16 protein-coding genes and 1 pseudogene are annotated in these 22,174 nt (G+C 62.8%); 8 read left to right on the top strand and 9 right to left on the bottom strand.

The genetic code is table 11. The annotated features are described in order from the left end of the window. Positions 1-9 precede the first annotated feature (9 nt). Together NCT03_RS25365 and NCT03_RS25370 are read left to right on the top strand one after the other, a co-directional pair. Complete coding sequence (locus NCT03_RS25365) at positions 10-1,026, top strand: ABC transporter permease subunit (protein ID WP_244829893.1); 1,017 nt, start codon at positions 10-12, stop codon at positions 1,024-1,026. Between the two features lie 80 nt (positions 1,027-1,106). After that, positions 1,107-2,057: an ABC transporter substrate-binding protein gene (locus NCT03_RS25370; RefSeq protein ID WP_250468890.1), complete on the top strand. Its 951-nt coding sequence runs from the start codon at positions 1,107-1,109 to the stop codon at positions 2,055-2,057. A 75-nt stretch (positions 2,058-2,132) separates the two neighbouring features. Here NCT03_RS25370 and NCT03_RS25375 read toward each other — a convergent pair whose 3' ends face one another. Further along, the gene (locus NCT03_RS25375) at positions 2,133-3,050 is read right to left on the bottom strand and encodes an NHL repeat-containing protein (protein WP_250494372.1); all 918 of its coding nucleotides are present in this window, start codon (positions 3,048-3,050) and stop codon (positions 2,133-2,135) included. 135 nt (positions 3,051-3,185) lie between these two features. Between NCT03_RS25375 and NCT03_RS25380 the strand changes: the two genes are divergently transcribed. Genes NCT03_RS25380 through NCT03_RS25390 form a run of 3 tightly spaced genes read left to right on the top strand, consistent with a single transcriptional unit; the run spans position 3,186 to position 4,641 of the window. After that, complete coding sequence (locus tag NCT03_RS25380) at positions 3,186-3,671, top strand: molybdopterin-dependent oxidoreductase (protein ID WP_250468894.1); 486 nt, start codon at positions 3,186-3,188, stop codon at positions 3,669-3,671. Continuing rightward, positions 3,668-4,216 carry a nitrogen fixation protein NifQ gene (locus NCT03_RS25385; RefSeq protein ID WP_250494373.1) on the top strand — a complete coding sequence of 183 codons (549 nt, stop codon included), beginning with the start codon at positions 3,668-3,670 and terminating at the stop codon, positions 4,214-4,216. Before NCT03_RS25380 ends, NCT03_RS25385 begins: the two co-directional genes overlap by 4 nt. Positions 4,217-4,251: 35 nt before the next feature. Beyond that, complete coding sequence (locus NCT03_RS25390; protein ID WP_244829888.1) at positions 4,252-4,641, top strand: winged helix-turn-helix domain-containing protein; 390 nt, start codon at positions 4,252-4,254, stop codon at positions 4,639-4,641. On the opposite strand, the gene NCT03_RS25395 is transcribed toward NCT03_RS25390, so the two are convergent. Beyond that, positions 4,638-5,975 (bottom strand): DUF2325 domain-containing protein, encoded by a 1,338-nt coding sequence (locus NCT03_RS25395; RefSeq protein WP_250494374.1) that lies wholly within the window; start codon positions 5,973-5,975, stop codon positions 4,638-4,640. The genes NCT03_RS25390 and NCT03_RS25395 overlap by 4 nt on opposite strands. A gap of 248 nt (positions 5,976-6,223) precedes the next feature. Between NCT03_RS25395 and NCT03_RS25400 the strand changes: the two are divergent. After that, a pseudogene (locus tag NCT03_RS25400) lies at positions 6,224-6,442 on the top strand (biotin/lipoyl-containing protein); the annotation flags it as partial. A gap of 171 nt (positions 6,443-6,613) precedes the next feature. Further along, entirely contained in the window at positions 6,614-8,023 is a 1,410-nt protein-coding gene (lpdA, locus tag NCT03_RS25405) for a dihydrolipoyl dehydrogenase (RefSeq protein ID WP_250494676.1), read from the top strand. Between the two features lie 6 nt (positions 8,024-8,029). On the opposite strand, the gene NCT03_RS25410 is transcribed toward lpdA, so the two are convergent. After that, positions 8,030-11,515, bottom strand: coding sequence for a response regulator (locus NCT03_RS25410; RefSeq protein WP_250494375.1), 3,486 nt, complete (start codon positions 11,513-11,515; stop codon positions 8,030-8,032). Between the two features lie 427 nt (positions 11,516-11,942). On the opposite strand from NCT03_RS25410, the gene NCT03_RS25415 reads away from it, so the two are divergent. Continuing rightward, positions 11,943-12,242, top strand: a complete 300-nt coding sequence (locus tag NCT03_RS25415; RefSeq protein ID WP_244829885.1) for a DUF4148 domain-containing protein — start codon at positions 11,943-11,945, stop codon at positions 12,240-12,242. A gap of 37 nt (positions 12,243-12,279) precedes the next feature. Here the strand turns inward: NCT03_RS25415 and NCT03_RS25420 are convergent, their stop codons facing one another. From NCT03_RS25420 to NCT03_RS25445, 6 genes are all read right to left on the bottom strand, one after another. Beyond that, the gene (locus NCT03_RS25420) at positions 12,280-12,606 is read right to left on the bottom strand and encodes a hypothetical protein (protein WP_244829884.1); all 327 of its coding nucleotides are present in this window, start codon (positions 12,604-12,606) and stop codon (positions 12,280-12,282) included. A gap of 93 nt (positions 12,607-12,699) precedes the next feature. Further along, the gene (locus tag NCT03_RS25425) at positions 12,700-12,918 is read right to left on the bottom strand and encodes a hypothetical protein (RefSeq protein WP_244829883.1); all 219 of its coding nucleotides are present in this window, start codon (positions 12,916-12,918) and stop codon (positions 12,700-12,702) included. 79 nt (positions 12,919-12,997) lie between these two features. Next, the gene (gene phbB / locus NCT03_RS25430) at positions 12,998-13,741 is read right to left on the bottom strand and encodes an acetoacetyl-CoA reductase (RefSeq protein ID WP_244829882.1); all 744 of its coding nucleotides are present in this window, start codon (positions 13,739-13,741) and stop codon (positions 12,998-13,000) included. A gap of 846 nt (positions 13,742-14,587) precedes the next feature. After that, positions 14,588-16,903 carry a cytochrome P450/oxidoreductase gene (locus tag NCT03_RS25435; protein WP_250494376.1) on the bottom strand — a complete coding sequence of 772 codons (2,316 nt, stop codon included), beginning with the start codon at positions 16,901-16,903 and terminating at the stop codon, positions 14,588-14,590. 80 nt (positions 16,904-16,983) lie between these two features. Further along, entirely contained in the window at positions 16,984-20,520 is a 3,537-nt protein-coding gene (locus NCT03_RS25440; protein ID WP_250494377.1) for an autotransporter outer membrane beta-barrel domain-containing protein, read from the bottom strand. 273 nt (positions 20,521-20,793) lie between these two features. Beyond that, positions 20,794-22,137 carry an Nramp family divalent metal transporter gene (locus NCT03_RS25445; RefSeq protein WP_250494378.1) on the bottom strand — a complete coding sequence of 448 codons (1,344 nt, stop codon included), beginning with the start codon at positions 22,135-22,137 and terminating at the stop codon, positions 20,794-20,796. Positions 22,138-22,174: the final 37 nt, after the last annotated feature.

The following is a 22,174-nucleotide window of genomic DNA, read 5'->3' on the forward strand; positions in this document are numbered from 1 at the left end:
GAGAGAGACATGGCTAACACCACCAAGCAGGACAACGTCGGGCCAGGCGCGGCGGAACGGCAGACGCGCATCGAACATCGCGAGCGCATGCAGGTCCTGATGCGCACCGCCGGCATGTTGCCGGTGCTGATTCTGCTGTGCATCGGCTTCGGCATCGTCACCGATGGCTTCTTCAGCCTGCAGAACATGTCGATCGTCACGCAGCAGGCGTCGATCAACATCGTGCTCGCGGCGGGCATGACCTTCGTCATTCTCACGGGCGGCATCGACTTGTCGGTCGGCTCGATCCTGTCCGCGGCGGCCGTCACCGCGCTGCTCGCGTCGAACCTGCCGCATCTCGGCTGGCTCGGCATTCCGGCCGCGCTTGCCGTGGGTCTCGGCTTCGGCGTGGTCAACGGGCTGCTGATCTCGCTGCTCAAACTGCCGCCGTTCATCGTGACGCTCGGTTCGCTCACGGCGGTGCGCGGCATTGCGCGGCTCATCGGTAACGATACGACCATCTTCAACCCGCAACTTTCGTTCGCGTTCATCGGCAACGACACGGTGCTCGGCGTGCCGTGGCTCGTGATCATCGCACTCGCGGTCGTCGCGATTTCGTGGTTCATTCTGCGCCGCACGGTGCTCGGCCTGCGCATCTATTCGGTCGGCGGCAATCCGGAGGCGGCGCGGCTCTCGGGTATCAAGGTGTGGGGCATCCAGCTTTTCGTCTACGCGATGTCGGGACTGCTCGCCGGTCTCGGCGCGGTGATGTCGGCGGCGCGGCTCTATGCGGCGAACGGTCTGCAACTCGGCCAATCGTATGAACTCGATGCCATCGCCGCGGTCATTCTCGGCGGCACGAGTTTCGTGGGCGGCGTGGGGTCGATCGTCGGGACGCTGGTCGGGGCGCTGATCATCGCCGTGCTGTCGAATGGACTCGTGCTGCTCGGCGTGTCGGATATCTGGCAGTACATCATCAAGGGGCTCGTCATCATCGGCGCGGTGGCGCTCGACCGTTACCGCCAGCGCGGTTCGGCCCGAACCTGAAGTTTCGCTTTGAAAACACCGGGCGCATGCAGGTCCGCCTGCGCCCGTCCAACTCGAATGGACCCACTGGAGACAACAACATGCGCAAACACAACAAGCTTTTCGCCAGCGTCGCACTCGCAGTCGGTTTTTGCGCGGCGCTGCCCGCCGCGCAGGCCGCCGACAAGCAACTGAAGTCGGTCGGCATCACGGTCGGCTCGCTCGGCAATCCGTACTTCGTGACCATCTCGCGCGGCGCGGAAGCCAAGGCCAAGCAGATCAATCCGAACGTCAAGGTCACGGCGGTATCGTCGGATTACGACATGAACAAGCAGTTCACGCAGATCGACAACTTCATCTCCGCGCACGTCGACATGATCCTGCTCAACGCGGTCGATCCGAAGGCGATCGAACCCGCCGTGAAGAAGGCGAAGGCGGCGGGCATCGTGGTGGTCGCGGTCGACGTGGCCGCTGCCGGAACGGACGCCACCGTGCAGACCAACAACGTGCAGGCGGGTGAACTCGCGTGCGATTTCCTCGCGAAGAAGCTCAACGGCAAGGGCAACGTGGTGATCGAGAACGGGCCGCAGGTTTCGGCCGTGACGGATCGCGTGAAGGGTTGCAAGGCGGAACTGGCGAAGAATCCGGGCATCAAGGTGCTATCCGACGACCAGGACGCGAAAGGTTCGCGCGAAGGCGGCATGAACGCGATGCAAGGTTATCTCACGCGGTTTCCGAAGCTCGACGGCCTCTTCGCGATCAACGATCCGCAAGCCATCGGCAGCGATCTCGCGGCGAAGCAACTGCGTCGCAACAATATCGTGATCACGTCGGTGGATGGCGCGCCGGATATCGAAAACGCGCTCAAGACCGATACGCAGATTCAGGCTTCCGCGAGTCAGGACCCGTGGTCGATGGCGCAGCAGGCGGTGAGCGTCGGTTATGACTTGATGAACGGCAAGAAGCCGAGCAGCACGATGATCCTCATGCCGTCGACGCTCGTCACGCGCGAAAACGTGGCGAATTACAAGGGCTGGTCGTCGCCGCGTTGAGGTTCGACGTGACGTAGGCGCGAAAGAAGGCGGCGAATGCGTCGCCTTCTTTTTTTGGGTCGACCTTGGGCTCGCTCATCTGATCGGCAACACGCGCAGCGCGCTCGTCTTGCCCGACGACGCACCCGCGCGATCCACCGCGATCAGCCGCTTGCGCGCGACATCGACGGCCACGCCGCGAGGCGCGTCGAAGTCGCTGGCGATGACCGCCGCCGTACCGCGCTTCGACACACTGCACAACGCGTGCGCGCCGCATTTCGTGTAGAGCGTGCCATCGGGCGATGCGGCCATGAGATCGGGCGCATCGACGGTGGCGAACACATTGGTGGCCTGCACCGGGCCGCCCGCCGTGCGCGCGTCCTGCAGATCGACCTTGAAGATGCGGTTCGCCGCCTGATCGCTGATGAACAGCGTGTCGCCGACGACCGCGAGGCCCACCGGCTTCTTCAGGCCGATGACGAGATCGCGCTCGGTCACGCTGCCCGGCGTCGCGCCGCGCGTGATCAGGCTAACGCCGCCCATCGACGGCGCATCGCCTTCCTTGCCGAACCAGCTCGACAAAAACGTGCCGCTGTCCAGCACGACGAGCCCGAGGCGGCGTCGCGACGGGTTTGCATCGGCGGCAAGTGCGACTTGTCCGCTCGCGGCGATGTCGAACACCGCGCTGTTCTTGCCGAAGCCGAAGCGCTCGACGAGCAGATGTCCGTTCGGCGCAAACGCAATCTGACTGAGCGCGCCGCGCTCGCCTTCCTGCGCGGGAATGCGCGCGTAGAGCGAAAAGTCGGGCGATGCAGCGTCGAGATTCGAGGTCATCACGATGCTGTTGGTCTTGTCGTCGGTGACGAACACCGCGCCATCCGACGCGCGCACCGCGACGCCGTTCGGCGAGCCGGAAAGCTGGACCGTCTGCGGCGCGCTGACCGAGCCTCCGCCCGAAGTGCATGCGGCGGTGACGAACGCCAAAATCGCGATCCACGCAGGACGACGACTCATGAAGGCTCTCCCGTTGGCCGGAAACGATAGTTGTGAATAATGCCGCATCCATGATCATCATGCCGCGAAAGGCGTGGCATCGTACAATCTGCCGTAATATATTCAGCGATACATCGCATCTGCCCGGTCATCGCCATGAATCACGCGCATTCGCTCAGCCTTTCACCTGTCGTTCAGATTGGCGGCGCGGTCGAACGTCCGCTCGTGCTCGATGTCGCCGCCTTGCGCGAGTTTGCGAGCGCGAGCATCGATCCCTTCGATCTCGTCTGCTTTTCGACCGGCCGTTATATTCGACCAGTGGAACGATATCAGGGCGTGCAGTTGCGCGTGCTGCTCGACGCCGCTGGCGTGCGCCGTCCCGGGAGCACGGATTTCAAGCGCACCGTGTTTCTCGCGCATGCGCACGATGGCTATGCAGTGACGTTTTCCTGGCATGAGCTTTTCAACACGCCCGTGGGCGAGCAAGTGATCGTGGCGTATGCGTGTGCGGACCGCGAACTCGGCGTCGAAGATGGCCTGCCGGTGCTGGTGTCCGGCGCGGATACGGTGCACGCGCCGCGCCACCTGAAGCGGCTGGTACGCGTGGATGCCCACGTGCTCGGCAGCGGCCACTCGCCATGAACGTGAACGCGGCGGCGCGCGCCCTTCTCGCCCGTGCGGCCCATGCAGCCGTGCCCGACACGGTGTTGTTCGCGCGGTTGATCGGCGCGCACATGGAAGCCGGCGATGTATCGCTGCTCGGTCTTAACAAGCCGGAACTCGATGCCCTGACCACGCGCCATTTCAGGCAGACGATCGACGGCGATCATACGCCGCCGTGGACGCCGCACCGCGTGTTCGTACACGATCTTCATGCGCTTCTGATGCGCCATGACGTGACGCTGACGCATTCTCCCGACGACGCGCATTGTCTCGCGATGATCATCGCCACGGCGTGCCTGCGTCCCGACCATTTATGGCGCGATCTCGGACTCGATGGCCGCGCCGATGTCAGCGCCATGCTCGAACGCCATTACCCCGCGCTCGCCGCGCGCAACGTCGACGAAATGCGCTGGAAGAAGTTCCTGGCGTACGAGGTGGCGAGCGCAAACGGCGTTGCGCCGACCTGCGCGCCGGGCTGTCCGGGTTGCGAGGATTACCGCTTCTGCTATCCGTTTCGCCAGTAGCGTTCGGAGGGTCTCGTTCGTGTATTCTCTCGGGCATGGCCACATCCCTCAAAACGAAACCTGCGGCGACGGCCCAAGAAGCCGTCGAAGTGCGCTTTCGCATGCGCATCCGCAAAGGTGAAGCAATCGCGCTCGGGCCGGGCAAAGTGGTGCTTCTCGAAGCCGTGCGCGAACACGGTTCGATCTCGGCGGCGGCGCGTAGTCTCGGCATGTCGTATCGGCGCGCGTGGCTGCTCATCGACGAATTGAACCGCTCGCTGAAGTCGCCCGCGACCGTCTCGGAGCAAGGCGGCCAGAGCGGCGGCGGCTGCGTGTTGACGCCCGTGGGCGAACGCATCGTGCAGCTTTACCGCGATATCGAAACCGAAGCGCACGCCGCGTGCGCCGGACACATCGGCGCACTGACGAAGCTCCTCAAGTCCTAACCGTGGCGCAGGCAGAACGCCGAACGCGGCGGCGCGCTCGTGCGGGTCACGCGCTCGTCGACGTCCAGCCGCGCGACGAATTCCACGAAACTCGCCACGCTCGCCGTGCGCAACGGCGCGTAGTCCACGCCGTGACGGTCGCAGACGCGCTTCAACGTGTTCATCGAATCATGGTCGATGCAGTCCACCGGAAACAGCACCACGTCCGCGTTCGGCAGCGCGGCGGCGAGCAATCCCTTGCGATCCTCGATACCGCCATCGTGCACGGTGAGCGCGCCGCCTGCCGTTTCGACGAGCGACTTCAACACGGCGTTCGAGTTCGGTCTGCCGCCCACATAGACGATGCGTTTGCCGTTCACCCAGTCGAAGGCGCGCTGACGCGTGTCGGACGCTTCGGCGTTATCGAGCGTCGCGCGTTCCAGCGCCGCGCATTCCGCCTGCACGACTTTCAATAGCGCTTGTGCCTCGGCGAGCCGCGCGCGCAGCGTCTCGGCTTCGCCCTCTTCCTGCTGCGCGCGCCGTTCCGCGGCTTCGCGACGGCTCGTATGCAGCGCGAGACGGCGCTCGCCTTCCTCGGCCTTTTCGCGCAGGCGTCGCACTTCTTCCTCGAGTTCGCTCGGGTCCGTCTCCGGCTTGCGTTCGCCTTGCGCCGCCAACTCGCTCAACTGGCGCAGCGACGCGTCGCGCTCGCCGCTCACTTCCAGCAGACGCGTCTGCTGCCGTTCGATCTTGTCGCGCAGCTCCGCGTTCTCTTTTTCGAGCGCCACGAGACGCCGGATATCCGCGCGATTCGCCGCGCCCACGAGATGCGAGAGCATGTGCAGCTCGCCAAACGCCGACTGCCGCACTTCGATATTCGCGTGCGGATGCGTCATCAGCGCCCAGTAGGCGGGCGGGACGTCGCCGGATTTGAGCGCATCGGACCAAAGGTCGAGGAGTGCGTCGCTGCTGCGCGCGGCATCGAAACGGCGGAGCGCGCCTGAATAACGTTCGTCGAGCGCCTTGTTGAGCGCCTTCGCGCCCGCGCCGCCCGCAATCGCCAGTTCAACCGCCGCGTGGTGAATGTCGAGATCGCTCGCGTGATGACGATCCAGGTTCGTGAACTTCGGCACCAGCTTGCGCAACTCGTTGGTGGAGAGACAAGTACCGATAATCGAGCAATGCAGATGCGAATCCAGCTCGGAGAGCCGCACGCGCTTCCTCGCGCCGCGCGCGTCGGCAGCCACGGCCGCGACTCGTTGCGGCTGCGGCTGCGGCTCGCAACATGCGTCGGACGTGTGCGCGTGCATGCCGGTGCGAGTCGGGCGGGCAAGTGGAAACGGAGGGGCCTGCATGATCACCTCATGTTCGATCGGGCGGGAATGGTCGGTCCGCGTCTGTTTTCGCAATATACCACCGAATATAGCGAGGGCCGTCCGGCAAGCGGCAGTGCGGCGAGCGTGCCGCACACGGCGTATCCTGTGGCTTCTGCGCGGCCGGGACGGACAAAACGGATGCAAACAGATGCAAACGGAGGCAAGCGCCCCGCCCTTCGCCGCCGCACGGTTTCCATCGCACAAGCATGCTCACAAGGAGAATCTGAATGGCAAGGGTTGAAGTCAAGGTTCCGCAGCTTTCCGAGTCCGTCACCGAGGCAACGCTGTTGCCCTGGAAAAAGAAAGCGGGCGACCCGGTGACGCAAGACGAAATCCTCGTCGAACTGGAAACCGACAAAGTCGTGCTGGAAGTTCCCGCGCCGTCGTCCGGCGTGCTGGGCGAACTTCTCAAGAAGGAAGGCGATATCGTCCACGCGGATGAAATCCTCGCCGCCATCGATACGGAAGGAAAAGCCGCGGCAGCGCCCGCGCCGGCTCCGGCTGCCGAGAAGCCGGCCGCCGCGCCTGAAAAGCCCGCCGCCGAACAACCGGCCGCTGCCGCAGCACCCGCGCCCGCGCCTCAAGCCGAATCCAGCGAGAAAGCCGACTACGACGTCATCGTGATCGGCTCCGGTCCCGGCGGATATATCGCCGCGATCCGCGCCGCGCAACTCGGCTATTCGGTCGCGTGCGTCGAAGAGTGGATCAACCCGGCCGGCAAGCCGAAGCTCGGCGGCACGTGCCTGAACGTCGGCTGCATTCCGTCGAAGGCGCTGCTCGCATCGTCGGAAGAATTCGAGAATGCGCGACTGCATTTGGGCGATCACGGCGTGAACGTCGAGAACGTGAGTTTGGATCTGACCAAGCTGATCGGCCGCAAGGAAGCGATCGTCGAGAAGATCACGGGCGGCGTCGAGTTCCTTTTCCGCAAGAACAAGGTCACCTGGCTCAAGGGCCATGGCAAGCTCGCGGGCAAGGCTGGCGGCAACTTCACTATTGAAGTGAGCGGCGGCGACAAGGACGGCAGCCATACGGCGAAATACGTGATCATCGCGACGGGGTCGAAGGCGCGTCATTTGCCGAACGTGCCCGTGGATAACCGCATCGTCTCCGACAACGAAGGCGCGCTCGCCTTCGATTCCGTGCCGAAAAAGCTCGCCGTGATCGGCGCAGGCGTGATCGGTCTGGAACTTGGTTCGGTGTGGCGGCGGCTCGGCGCGGAAGTGACCATACTCGAAGCGCTGCCGGACTTCCTAGGCTCGACCGACACCGCGCTGCAAAAGGAAGCCGCCAAGCAATTCAAGAAACAAGGCTTGACGATCCACCTCGGCGTGAAGATCGACAGCGTGAAGACGAGCGACGCGGGCGTCTCCGTGTCTTACAAGGACAAGGACGGCAACGCGGCGACGCTGGATGCGGACCGTCTGATCGTCTCCATCGGCCGCGTGCCGAATACGGCGAATCTCGGTCTCGACTCGATCGGGCTCGCCGCCGATGAGCGCGGCTTCATCCCCGTCGATGGCCATTGCGCGACCAAGGTGCCGAACGTCTACGCCATCGGCGACGTCGTGCGCGGTCCCATGCTTGCGCACAAGGCCGAGGACGAAGGCGTGCTGGTGGCGGAGATCATCAACGGTCAGAAGCCGCACATCGATTACAACTGCATTCCTTGGGTGATCTACACGCATCCGGAGATTGCATGGGTCGGTCAGACCGAGCAGGCGCTGAAGGCCGAGGGCCGCGAGTTCAAGGCCGGCCAGTTCCCGATGATGGCCAACGGCCGCGCGATGGGCATTGGTGAAACGGACGGCTTCATCAAGGTGATCGCCGATGCGAAAACCGACGAGATTCTCGGCGTGCATATCGTCTCGGCAAACGCGTCGGATCTGATCGCCGAAGCCGTGGTGGCAATGGAGTTCAAGGCGGCGTCGGAAGACATCGGCATGATCTCGCACCCGCATCCGTCGCTGTCGGAGGTGATGCGGGAAGCGGCGCTTGCGGTGAACAAGCGCGCGCTCAACATCTAAAGCCGCTCAGACTCGCCGCGGCATCCACACCCGCAACAGCGAATACAGCCGATCCACATCGATCGGCTTCGCCAGATAATCGCTCGCGCCCGCGGCGAGGCATTGCTCCTGATCGTCCTTCATCGCCTTCGCGGTGATCGCGATGATCGGGAGCTTCTTAAAGCGCGCATCTTCGCGGATGCGTCGCGTCGCTTCCAGTCCATCCATGCCGGGCATCATCACGTCCATCAGTACGACGTCGATGTCCGCGTGCCGGTCGAGCGCCTCGATGGCTTCGAAACCATTGCGGCCGATCGCCACTTTCAAACCCTGATGCTCCAGCGCGCTCGATAACGAAAAGATGTTGCGGATGTCGTCGTCCACCAGCAGCACGCGGCGTCCGTCGAGCACGCGGTCGCGCGAACGCGAGACGTGCAGCATCGCCTGGCGATCCGCCGACAGGTCGGATTCGACCTTGTGCAGGAACAGCGTGACTTCATCGAGCAGACGTTCCGGCGAACGCGCACCCTTGATGATGATCGACTGCGAATAACGCATGAGTTCCGCTTCTTCGTCGTGAGTCAGATTGCGGCCCGTGTAGACGATCACCGGCGGAAACGACAAGGCATCCGTCGACGCCATCTGCCGCAGCAGATCGCCACCCTGCATGTCGGGCAGCTTCAGGTCGATGATCATGCAGTCGAAGATGGTCGTCTTCAGCAACTCCAGCGCGTCCTTGCCGAACTCGACAGGCGTGATTTCCACGTCCTGATCGCTGATGAGTTCGACGATGCTTTGCCGCTGCCGCGCATCGTCCTCGACCAGCAGCACGCGCTTGATCTTCTGACTGCTCTTGTCGGCGAGCCGCTGGAAGATGCCCATGAGTTGTTCGCGCGTGGTCGGCTTGACCGCGTGGCCGATCGCGCCGAGGTGCAGCGCGGCCTCGCTTCTGTCCGACGCCGACACGACATGCACGGGAATATGCCGCGTCTTCGGGTTCGCCTTCAACTCTTGCAGAACGACGAGCCCCGAGCGATCCGGCAAGCCGATATCGAGCAGAATCGCGCTCGGCGAACGTTCTTGCGCCAGCCGCAGCGCTTCGCCCGCCGTGCCGCTCACGATGCAGCGATAACCCAGCTCGTGGGCCAGATCGAGCAGCACTTGGGCGAAGCTCGCTTCGTCTTCGATGACGAGCACCAGGCGCCGGCCGGCGGCTGCGGCGTCGAGCCGGTCGTCGTCGATCACGGGCGTCGGTGTGACCAACGCGGCCACGTCATCGAGTGACGCACTGGGCGTCTCCACCGGAACGGGCGCGGGTGCAGGCACAGGCGCCACGAGTTCGAGCGCGTTTTGCACGGGCGGCGTGAGGGCGTCATAGATGACCGGCATCGTAAGCGTAAAGGTGCTGCCCACGCCCGGCGTGCTCTGCAACGCAATCGACCCGCCGAGCAGATGCGCGAGACTGCGCGAGATCGACAAGCCCAGACCCGTGCCGCCGTAGTGACGGCTCGTGGTGCCATCGGCTTGCTGGAACGCTTCGAAAATCGCTTCCTGCTGATCCGGCGCAATGCCGATGCCCGTATCCGTCACGACGAACTGCACCGCGTCCTTGCCCGCGTTCTTCAGCGTGAGCGAGACCGTGCCCGAGTCGGTGAACTTCACCGCGTTGGCGAGCAGGTTCTTGAGTATCTGCTCGAGCCGGCGGAAGTCGGTCGTGAGCGTCGGATATTGCTCGATCTCGTTGCGCAGTTCGAGCTTCAGCTTCTTCTGGCGCGCGAGCGGCTCGAAGGTGCGCGAAAGCGTATCCACGATGCGCTGCACGGGCACATGCTCGATGTGCAGATCGAGCTTGCCCGCTTCCACCTTCGACAAGTCGAGAATGTCGTTGATCAGATTGAGCAGATCGTTGCCCGCCGAATAGATCGTCTGCGCGTACTTGATCTGATCCTGCGTGAGATTGCCGTGCTTGTTCTCCGAGAGCAGTCTCGCGAGAATCAGCGAGCTATTGAGCGGCGTGCGCAACTCGTGCGACATGTTCGCCAGGAACTCGGACTTGTAGCGGCTTGCGCGCTGCAAGGCCTCGGCGCGCTGCTCCAGCACTTCCTGCGCCGAGTTCAGCGCCGCGTTGCGTTCGTCGAGCACGCGCGCCTGTTCCGCGAGTTGATCGTTGGTCTGTTCGAGCTCGGCCTTCTGGTTCGCGAGATACACCTGCGCCTGCGACAGCGCGTTGGTCTGTTGCTCCAGTTCCTCGTTGGTCGTGCGCAGTTCTTCCTGTTGCGTCTGCAACTCTTCGTTCAACTGCTGCGTCTCTTCGAGCACTTGCTGCAAGCGCTCGCGATACTGCGCCGCCTCCACGAAGTCGCCGATATTCCCCGCCACCGACAACATGAACTGGCGCTCGCGTTCCGTGAGCGCGTGCATCGCGCCGAGTTCGATGGCGCCGTTTGCCTCGCCCTCGTTTTCGATCGGGACGACGACGAGGCTCGTCGGCGTGGCCGAGCCGAGCGAAGAGGTGACCTTCCAATAGCCGGCCGGCACTTCGTCCACGTTCGTCAGGCGCTTCGAATGCACGGCCTGCCCGACGAGACTCTTCACGCCCGCGAGCGTCTGCGGCGACGTCTCGCTGTCCGGGTCGAAGCCGAAGCTCGCGGTGCGCCGGAGCGCGCCGTCGACATCGACGACGTAGAACGCGCCTATCGATACCTTGAGGTAGTCGGCCAGAAAGTCGAGCACCGTCTGGCACAACTGGTCGAGCGACTGCCTGCCGATCACCTGCGCCGCGAGCAGCGTCTGTCCCTCGCGCAGCCACGCCTGCTCCTGCAACGCGCGCGTCTGCTTCTCGTGTTCGCTGAGCGCCAGGCCATACGCGTTCGAAAGCTGCAAGAGTTCGCGGCGGCCGAAGACCGCCAGAATCACTGAAAGCGACAGGCTCAACACGAGAAACACGATGACGGTAATGGACGTCAGTTCCTTCGCCGACTCCACGCGCTGAATTCGCAGCGTCTGCTCGATGTTGAGAAACGCGTCCAGCTCGCGCACCGTCTCGGCGCGTTCCGCCGCACCGCCTCCGGCACGCATCTGCGCGAGCGCATTACCGTTGGCGCGACGCTCGGCGATCACGGCATCGGCGACCTTGTCCCATTGTGTCTGCAACGCGCGGATGCGGATCATGCGGTCCACTTGCGGCGTGTTGTCCGAGACGAGCGCGGCGAGCGTATCGATATCGGCGGTGAGCTTGGGTTTGGCGGTCTCGTAAGGCGCGAGGAAGCTCTCGTCGCCGGTGAGCAGATAGCCGCGTACCGCGCTTTCCTTCTCGCCGACGAGCCGCCCGATTTCCTGCGTATTGCCGATCACGCGTTCCGAGTGCTCGACCCAGTCGATGCCCGAGAGCAGATACAACACGAGAGCGACGAACGCGACCGCGGTGACGATGCCCGTCCCCAACGGCAGCGCGATATTTCGCAAGAGAATGCGACGAAACGTGGTTTCATCGACACCGGACCGCAATGGCATGGACAACTCCGATGGATATGGTTTCGTGAATGACGCTCGGTACGCGGCGCACGTATTTGCGCGCTTCGGCCGACGCGCATGTGAAGATTTTTTTCAAATCAGGCCGGTGCGAATCATAACCGGTCGGCGCTTGGAAACGCTTGACGGCGCTTGAAGGCGCTTGATGGCATCGCCCAATACGAACACGCCTTTCGACCCGCGACGTTGCCCAAACCGGCACGTCCGTTCGCGCTCTTTCACTTTGCTGAACAATTGCGCGGACCACCTTACAATGCACGGCAGCGGCGGGCGGCGCAATCCAAAATGGTGAGCGCACGCCGGTCGCTTGGCTTTGGCTGTTCGCTGGTGCTTCTGATTGTGACTGTGCTTATAACCGACCTCGGCGGCCGGTCCCGGCCGCACGAATCAATCGACTTTTGGAGAGGATATGAAAGCAACGCTTGCCAGTAAGCTCGTCGTTTCCGTCATCGTGGCTGCATTCGGTGTTTCCGTCGCGCCGCTGTCTTTTGCCCAGACCAGCAGCACGACGGACGCGACTCAAGCCGCACCGTCGACCAAGGCGCAACGTAAAGCCGCCCGCAAGCAGGCACGCGCGAAGAAGAATGCCGAGCTGAAGAAGCTCGAAGACGCGGGCTACAACCCCGCGAAGCGCGATGATTCCACGTATCCGCAAGACGTCCAGAACGCTCAGAAGAAAGCGGGCATCGGGCAAGGCGCAAGCCAGTAAGTCGCTGTGAAGCTCCCGCGCCTTCGGGTGCGGGAGTTTAATCGCGCGCTGCTTGCTCCGCGCGCGCCACGCAACTGAACGATACCGTCGAAGTCTGTTCTTCGAGCGAGCGTATGCCGCTCGTCGCTTCGGATCGGATCGACACGCGTTGATCGCGTTGCTTGCAGTAGTCGTTGGCGGCGTCCATTGCGGCACTGCGCGCGGTCGACCAGGACATGCGAGTGCCGGTCGCCTTGCCGGTCACGGTGTAGACATCTGGCTGCGAGCCGGCCGTGACTTCGCTCGTGGTCCCGCACGCGGTGAGTGAAAGAGCGAACGCGAGCGCGCCGCACAGACGCGCGAGTGTGAAGAATGGTAAAGACATACGCTTGAAATGAGCCGTGATTGATGTACGGCCCGCATATTACAAGCGCCCGCGATTTTCTTCACGGGTCAGAGGAAACACAGCGCCTGCGCTTCAGGATTGCGCGATGCGATCGAGCAGCCGCTGAAGCCGCGTATGCTGACTCGGCGCGAGTCCCGGCGTCGATAGCGCCTGCACGACGCGATTGCGCCAGTAAGTCTTCGAAAAAAGCGAATTCGCGCCTTCGAGATTCAGCACCTGTTCGAGATGCTCGATCGCGGAATCGAGATGACCGATGTTGTAGACGGCGGCATCCGCGCTGAGTTGGTTCATGGACTCACCCGTATCGACATGTCGGACGTCATCGACGCGCCACGCGCGATTGAACGCATGACGCGTCGCTCCTTGCTCATCAATGCATGTGCTGGCCGCCGTTGATGGCGATATTCGAGCCGGTCACAAAGCCTGCGTCTTCCGAGCACAGGAACGCGACGAGCGCCGCGACTTCTTCCGGCTTGCCAAGTCGCCCGGCTGGAATCTGCGGAAGGATCTTCGAGTCGAGAATGTCTTGCGGAATCGCGGTCACCATCTTGGTGGCGAGATAGCCCGGCGAGATCGTGTTGACCGTCACGCCCTTTTTCGCCACTTCGAGTGCGAGCGACTTGGTGAAGCCATGCATGCCCGCCTTCGCCGCCGAATAATTGGTCTGCCCGACTTGCCCCTTCGATCCATTGACCGACGAAATATTGACGATGCGGCCCCAGCCGCGCGAGACCATCTCCTCGCAAACCGGCTTCGTCATATTGAAGACGGAATCGAGGTTCGTGCGCAGGACGGAATCCCAGTTCACCTTGCTCATCTTCTTGAAAGTCGTGTCCTGCGTGATGCCCGCATTATTCACGAGGATATCGACGGGACCGACTTCATGCTGGATTTTCGCGACGCAGTGCTGGCTGGAATCGTAATCGGCGACATCCACTTCGTAGGCGCGAAAGGCGCGGCCCTGACGATCCATGTTCGCGAGCCACTCGGACGCCGACGCGTTTCCCGGCGAATGCGTCACGACGACAGCGAAACCCGCATCGTGCAATTTGATGCTGATGGCTTCGCCCAGTCCGCCCATGCCGCCCGTTACCACTGCAATTCGCTTGGTCATTGATGATAGCCCTCGTTACGTTTCTCTCAGATTGATGATGTTCAATTGCTTCTCGCGCCGCACTTTTGGTTTGCGGTCTCGCGGCGCGAAGTTGTCATGCAAAAGCATGCTTGCCCGAAATGTTCGGAAAGCGCCCTCCAGTTCGCGGCGATGCAGCCTTTAGCGCGCTGCGCCTATGCATTCAGTCGACGCAACGACAAATTCAGTAATGTCGATTAAGAAAGTTTTGCACCAAACGGTGCACCAACTTGCTTGCAAAAATCGAGTGGTCCATTTAATGGACCTTATTGAAAATCTCTCAGGTTCAGCGTTTGACCTCGCGTACCTCCGGCTGTGCAAGAATCGCGAGCAAGCGACTCCGTCGCACGGATATTGTGCGAATGCGCAAACGGAGACGTGAAGTTGTTCGATGAATGGTGCTTGTGCGTCGCACCAATTGAGACTGATTTTAAACGACAAAGGTGGACAATAAATTACATATTACTAGGTAATAACCCTAGTTGGAGTAAAAAAGTCCTTTGAATTGCAGCAGATGCATTGTCTAAAGGACCGCACGGCCGTTCATTAATCATCTTATTCAGTCGAAATCTTGCATGACATTAACCCGTCCGTATAAGGACGGGCAATCTGCAGATAAGACGTGTGATCACAATTCACTAATTGGATCGTTACAAATATGCTTTGGTTATCACAAAACATTCCAAAAACTTATACGAACGATGACGGAGCGGAATATCAACATTTCACCTTCGGGTTAATCGGCTTTACGATTGATAAAGATCGGGCGTATGAACGACCTTTTAAATGCGCTCGAGCGCCGCACAGAAAGTTCGCCCCAGCCGATTATCAAAGCTCCAAAACGAGCCGCGGTCTTTTCGCGCGTGAGCAGCATGTCATCATGCGGCGATTCGATTGCCGCTCTGCTCTAGTCAGGACCACATCGCGATGATCGATTTCTCCGTCGAGCACGCGCACTTCGCAAGAGCCGCATAAACCTTCTTCGCAATCGCTTTGCACATCGACGTTTGCGCGCCTCAATGTCGCAAGCAAAGTTTCCCCCGCTCCAACCGTCAGCGTGAAGCCGGAGTCCTTCAGTTCCACTTCGAACGCGTGCTCGCTGCCGGGATCGAGTTCACTGAGTGTCGATTCGAAATGTTCCGTGGTGAGCGCGTCTTCCGGCCACGCGTCGCTGACTGCGGCGAGCGCATCGAGCATGCGCGCGGGACCGCATGCGTAGACTTGCGTGCCGCCATCGACGTGCAGCGACGCGAAGTCGATGCGCTCGCCTTCCGCCGACACATACACACGCAGACGGTCGCCATGAAGCGCGGTGAGTTCATCGACGAACGCCATCGACGCGCGCGAGCGGCCGCTGTAGTGCACTTCGTATTCGATGCCAACGGCGCGCGCGCGCCGCGCCATCGCACCGATCGGCGTAATGCCGATACCGCCCGCGATCAGCACGAGCCTGTCAGCGGTCTCGTCGAGCCGGAAGTGATTGCGCGGCCCGCGAATGCGCCAATGCGCGCCGGGCTTCGAATTGCCGTGCACCCATGCCGAGCCGCCGCGACTCTCCGTCTCGCGCAGCACGGCGATCTCGAACACGCCGCGCTCGTCCGGGTCGCCGCACAGCGAATACTGCCGCGATAGTCCCGTGTCGCCGCAGACGACATCGATATGCGAACCCGCCGTCCAGCGCGGCAACGCGCGGCCATCGGCGGAAGCGAGACGCACGCGCACGACGCGATCCGCGCACGCCTTTACGCTTTCGACGATCACCGGCCGGCTCACCGCATGCGCCGACGGCTCGCCGATCCGCACCACTTCGCGCGCCTCGCGCACCGACGCGTCCGCGCGCTCCGGGTTCATCGCCGGGTCCCATTCCACGAACACGTGTTCGGGTCCGCGAAACGAAGTGTTCGGCACATAGGTAAAGCGCTGCTTCGCGAGCTTCATGTGCGGCAAACGGCGCGTGAGTTCGTCGAGGAAAATCTGCATCTCCATGCGCGCGAGATTCTTGCCCATGCATTGATGCGCGCCGTAGCCGAAAGTCAGTTGATCGCTGGCGTTTTCGCGGCGGATGTCGAAGAGGTCGGCGTCGGCGAACTGATGCTGATCGTGATTCGCCGATGAGGTCACGATCAACAGCTTCGAGCCCGCCGGAATCGCGATGCCGCCGATGACCACGTCCTTCGTCGCGAGCCGCCGCCACGCCGCGACCGAACCGTTGTGGCGCAGGCATTCCTCGACGGCGTTGGGAATGAGGCTCGGGTCGTCGCAGATGTCGCGCCACGCGTCGGGATGTTGCAGCAGCAGCTTCATGGCGTTGGCGGTCGCGTTTGCGGTGGTTTCGTGCGCGGCGACGATACCCGCCATCATCATCGAATGCAGATAGGAGTCGGTGACGACTTCGGGCTGCTCCTTTTGCTTGCGGATGCCGTACTGCATCCAGCCGGGACCGGACGGATCTTCGCGCATCTTGTCGAGCACCTTGCCCGCGTACTGCCAGAAATTGCCGACCGCGTGCGCCACGGCGACCTGCTCTTCGGGCTTCGGACGACCCCATGTATTGACCGTATGCGCGATCGAGTAGCGGCGCAACGTGTCCATGTCTTCCTCGGGCACGCCGAGAAAATGCAGCGCGACGGTGAGCGGCACTTCCCAGAGCATCTGATCGACGAGATCGGCGCGGCCATCGTCGATAAAGCGATCGACGTAGCTGCGCGAGAGTGCGCGGACCATCGGCGCGTGATGCGCGAGCTCGTCGGGCGTGAAGGGCTCCATCAGCGCGCGGCGGCGCGGCATGTGCGCGGGCTCGTCTTCGTTGACGAGCGTGCGGTTGAGCGCAAACCCGTAGGACGCGAGGACGGCGTTGGCTTCGGGACCCGTGGGCGTGATCTTTTCGAGCGCGATCGACGGACTGAACGTGAGGTTGTCGCGGAAGATCGCCTTGATGTCGTCGTAGCGCGTGACGACCCAGTAGCCGAGCTTCGGACTATAAAAGACGGGCTCCTGCTCGCGCGCCCAGCGAACATATTCGGGCGGGTCTTGCTGATAGCCGTCGCCGAAGGGATCGAAACTGGCCGCGCGCGAGCTGACAGGGCAGCCGTTCGGGGCGAGAGAGGCATCGTCGTGCAGGGGGCATTGCGGCGCGCTGCTCATCTTCGTCTCCTGTGTTCGTGCTCTTTTAGTCTCCAATAGTATGCATGGAGTCACGCGAGCGAACAGGTTTCAACGAGCGCTCACCACTTCCACCGCACGCCGAGACCGCCTTCGATCGCGCTGCGACGCGCGCCGCCGATATTCGTCGTGTAATTCACGTTGGCGAACGCGCTGCCGCGTGCGCTCACCTTCGCGACGATACCCGCACCGAGTTGCGCGGTCGTGGCGGATACGCTCGTCGGAATCACGGTCGATGCGGCGAAGGTCACGGTATCGGTGGCGCCGAAGTAGCGCCAGAGGTTCGCGCGCAAATAAGGCTGCCACGAAGTCCCGGCCGCATCGAAGTTGGCGAACAAACGTAGGCCGAGCCGCCCGATCAGACCGCTCGCTTCATCGAACGATACGTGCGAGATGCCGTCATCGATATCGTCGAGACTCGCGTGCTGCCAGATCAGTTGCACTTGCGGCTCGATGCCGAGGCCCGCGGGCAGCGCGATGGGCAGCCCTGCTTCGAACGATGCGGCGAATGTCGTGCCGTGTGTGCTGGCGCCGACGCCGCGGTTCGATACCGGATCGGCGGCGAGCGTGCTGCCGAGCACGACGGCATCCGTGTACCAGCCGCCGGGGCCGACATGCGTCCAGTAGAGGCCGGCGCTGTAGGCATCGACCGAGAGATGGCCCACGGCTGAGTTGGGGAAGCCGAGCGCGAAGCCGCTGACGTCGCCGCTTGCGCGCGCGAAGCCGAGGAAAAAGCCATAGTGATTGCGATGACCGGTGGAGCTGGCATCGGCGTACACATCGTGTCCAACTTGCGCGCCACCGATTCCACCGCTGAATTCCGGGTCCGCCGCGCCGCTGTTGCGCAGCGTCGCGTGGCCGCCCCAGACGCGCGCCCATGCGGCGGGCAGCGCGCCGGTTTCGCCTAGCAATGACTGCTCGCCCTGACGTTCGTGGAATGTGCCGATTTGCTGGATCGCCAGTTCGCGCATGATGATCGGCACTTCGGTGTAGACGGGCACTTCGGTTCGATAAAGCGGCGTCGGAGCCGCGCCAGGCGGTGGCGGCGGCGGAAGCGGTGGTGTTCCGGCGGCGGCGGTTGGAGTCGGTGGGTTTGGTGTTGGTGTCGGTGTCGGTGTTGGCGTTGGCGTTGGCGTTGGCGTTGGTGTTGGTGTTGGTGTTGGCGTTGGTGTTGGCGTTGGCGTTGGCGTTGGCGTTGGCGTTGGCGTTGGCGTTGGCGTTGGCGTTGGCGTTGGCGTTGGTGTCGGTGCCGGTGCCGGTGCCGGTGCCGGTGCCGGTGCCGGTGCCGGTGTCGGTGTCGGTGTCGGTGTCGCGGGCGTAACCGGAGCCGGAGGCACGCTCGACCGCAGATACCAGTTGTCAGCCGTTCCGTCACTGACACCACCCTTGAACAGGTAATACTGGAAAGCGCCCGCCGCTACCGGATGCGCCAGCGTGAACGCGCCCGCCGATGTCGTCGCGCCGCTGGTTGCCTGCACGACCTGGATCCCGTCGTTCGCCGTGAGCCCGCCAGCGCCGCCGACGTTAGTTACGCCAATCGAAGTCGTCCCGGCGCCCACGCCTTGCGCAATCACGAGTCTGTCGCTCGGCGCGCCGTCCGCGCCTACGACGCTCTGCACCAGCAGCCGGCCGTTGTTGCCCGTGTAGTTGCCATTCACGACGAACGCGTCGCTCGTACTCGCGCCGCCGTTCGTCAGGTCGATCGTTCCCGCGTTGTTCAGCGTAACGAGTTGTCCGACGACGGCGGGCTGGATCGCCGCGCGCCCGATGCCGCCCGCCAAAATCGTGCTCGTCGCATCGAGATCGAGTAATCCGGCGCCGGTCGTGGTATCGCCGAGCGTCAGGCCGTTTGCATCGAACGTGAGTTGCGTTGCATTCGATGCAGTAATCGTCTCCCAACCGACGAAGCGGTTCAGCCCGCTCACTTGCGAATTGTCGAATGTCAAAGCGTCGATGCCCGCGCCGCCGTCGATGCGCGTCGTCGCGGCGAATGTCGCATCGGTCAGATTGCGAATCGTGGCAGTGTCGTTGCCCGCGCCGAGCGACACCGGCCCGCTGATCGTGCCGCCGCTCCAGGCGAGCGTGTCCGCTCCGCTCGTCGTCGTCACGCCCTGACCGATCGTGCCGCCCGTGATGGTCAGCTTGTTCGTGCCGCTGCCGAGATCGACCCGTCCGCCAATCGTCCCGCCCGAAAGCGAGAAAGTGTCGTCGTTCTGGGCGGCGGTGACGTTGCCGTCGATTTGTCCGCCAGACATCGTGAAGACGTTGTTGCCGATGTTCAGGTCCGCTGTGCCGATGCGCCCGCCCGTGATTTGCGCAACATCGCCATTCGCGAACACGCCGACGATGCGTCCTCCGGACATCGTGAGCGTGTCGCGTCCATCGCCTTGATCGAGCGAATCGAGCTGGCCCGCCGTCATCGTGAAGGCGTCGATGCCATCGCCCTGGCGGACCTGTCCCGTGACCGTTCCGCCGTTCATGTTGAACGTGTCGCTTCCGGTATCGGTGCGCACGGCAACGCCCGCGCTTCCGGCAATCACGCCCGTATTGCTGATCGACACGTTGATGCGCCCGTTCGCCACGACGGCCTCACCGGTGTCGCCGCGAATCGTCCCAGAGTTGCTGATCGTCTCGGCTCCATTGGCAATCGTCACGCCGGTCGCGCCTTGAATCGTGCCGGCGTTGTCGAGCGTGCCGCCGCCGTTCGCTGCGATCCCGCTTGCCTGCTGACTCACGATGCTCGCGCCCGCCGCATTCACGAAGGACACGCGCCCGGTGATGGAGGCGCCCGTTCCGCCAGCGCCGCGCGCGGTGATCGTGCCGGTGTTGGTGATTGCGCCTGGCGAGGCATCGAGCGAAGCGATGCCATGCGCACCATCGCCCGACACGTCGATCGCGCCATTGTTCGTGATGAAGTTTCCGCCCGCACTGGCGTTGGCAAAGACGCCGTGCGCCAATGCACCGGTCGTCGTGATCGTGCCGTTGTTCACGAGGGAATCGCCATGCGTCACGGCGGCCATGCCGTACGAGTTCGCGCCGCTCGTCGCGACGCCTCCGTCATTGATCAGCGTGCCGCTGCCCGAACTTTGAGAGTCGATCATCGCTGCGGCGTTCGCACCGTTCGTGCGGATGACGCCCGTCGATTTGTTGTGGATCGTGACCGCGGCAGCGGAGTTGAAGATGCCCGCTGCGCCCGAGCCGGCGGTAAAGACGGCGCCGCCGTTCAGCAGCGTATTTCGTCCGGCGCCAATGCCTTGACTGGTCATGGCATTGGCGCCGCCAGCGTTGATCCGCAGCGTGCCGCTGTTGCTTGCGAGGCTCGTGTCGCGGATGAGGATGCCGCTGTTGCTACCGACATCGAGTTCGGCGCCGGGCAACACGTCGATCGTCACGTTGACGCTGCCTGAAACCGCGATGACCGGCAAGGTCGAGGGATTGGGCACGCGGGTATCGCACGTAGCCGTCTCGCCGGATTGCGGTGCGTTGTTATCACATGCGCCCAGAGCCGGCAGCGCACGCGAAAGACAAAAGACACCGAACGCGAGCGATAACCCTCGAACGAGCGGCGTCAGGTGAACAGCGGGCCTTAAGCAGTTCATGTTTTTTCCGACGCCCCGACTGTTTCGTTTTTCCTGGCGTGGATGCGGAGAGTTGCACGCACGCCAACGACCGACTCACCTGCTACCACGGTGCAAAGGTCAGGTTAGTGCACGGGTTTCATTTAAGCAAAGCATGCTGAAAAATCTATCGCGTCGGCGTTTTCAGGGACTTCGTCTTTGATGGATGGTCGTTGAAAGGCTTTGTGCCATCACTCCGTCCTTAAGCCATTTCGACTACTCGGCCGTTCTATCTATATAGAGGACGTGGCGCGTTCAAACGAAAAAGGTATCGACGAGCAGTTTCACGTTGAGCACGACGATCACCGCCGCAACCAGCCACGCCAGCGCGGCGGTCCAGCGCGAAACGACGAAAACACCTAATTTGCGTCGGTCCGAAACGAATCGGACGAGCGGGATGACGGCAAAAGGCAATTGCATCGACAGGATCACCTGACTCAGGACGAGCAGATGCGTCGTGCCCTTCTCTCCATACAGCGCGGTAACGACAACGACCGGCACGATAGCAAGACCTCGCGTGATGAGCCGTCGCGCCCAGTTCGGAATGCGCAGTCGCAGAAAACCTTCCATGACGATTTGGCCGGCGAGCGTCGCGGTGACGGTCGAGTTCAGGCCCGACGCGAGCAGCGCGACCGCGAACAAGGTCGATGCAATGCCGAAACCCAAAAGCGGCGACAAGAGCCGGAACGCTTCCTCGATCTCGACGACTTCAAAATGGCCCTTCGCGTGGAACACGGCGGCGGCCACGATCAGGATCGCCGCGTTGACGAAGAGCGCGAGGGTCAGCGCAATCGTGCTGTCGATGGTCGCGAAACGGATCGCCTCGCGGCGGGCGGGAATCGAATCGCCGAACGCGCGCGTCTGCACCACCGAAGAATGCAGATACAGGTTGTGCGGCATGACCGTCGCGCCGAGGATGCCAATGGCCACGTACAGCATTTCGCGATTCGTCACGATTTCCGTCGATGGCACGAAGCCGCGCATGACCTCGCCCCAAGGTGGCGCGGCTGCGGCGATCTGCAAGGCAAAGCAGCCTGCTATCACGACGAGCAACACGATGACGAACGCTTCGAGCAGGCGAAAACCCTTGTTGATCAGGAAGAGCAGCAGGAAAGCATCGAGCGCGGTGACGAGCGCGCCGGCGATCAACGGAACACCGAACAGCAACTTCAGCGCGATGGCCGTGCCGATGACTTCGGCCAGATCGCACGCGATGATCGCCGCCTCGCAGGCGAGCCAAAGTGCGAGATTCACCGGTTTCGAATAATGATCGCGGCACGCCTGCGCCAGATCGCGGCCGGTCGCGACGCCGAGGCGCACGGCAAGCGATTGCAGAAGAATCGCCATCAGATTGGAAAGAAGGATGACGGCGAGCAGTGTATAGCCGAAGCGCGATCCCCCCGCGATGTCCGTCGCCCAGTTGCCCGGATCCATATAGCCGACCGAGATCATGTAGCCTGGCCCGGCGAAAGCGATAAAGCGCCTGAACCACCATCCGCCCACCGGAACGCGCACCGACGCGAAGACCTCCGGAAGACTCGGGCGGGGAACGTCGTCCTCTCCCGATTGCTTCAACTCGGGGCGTCTGGGTTCGCGCATCGGCACGTGTCTCCTGAAAGTCCGATATGAACGTGCT

The organism is Caballeronia sp. GAWG1-1 (genome assembly GCF_023631465.1).
Classification (GTDB): Bacteria; Pseudomonadota; Gammaproteobacteria; order Burkholderiales; family Burkholderiaceae; genus Caballeronia.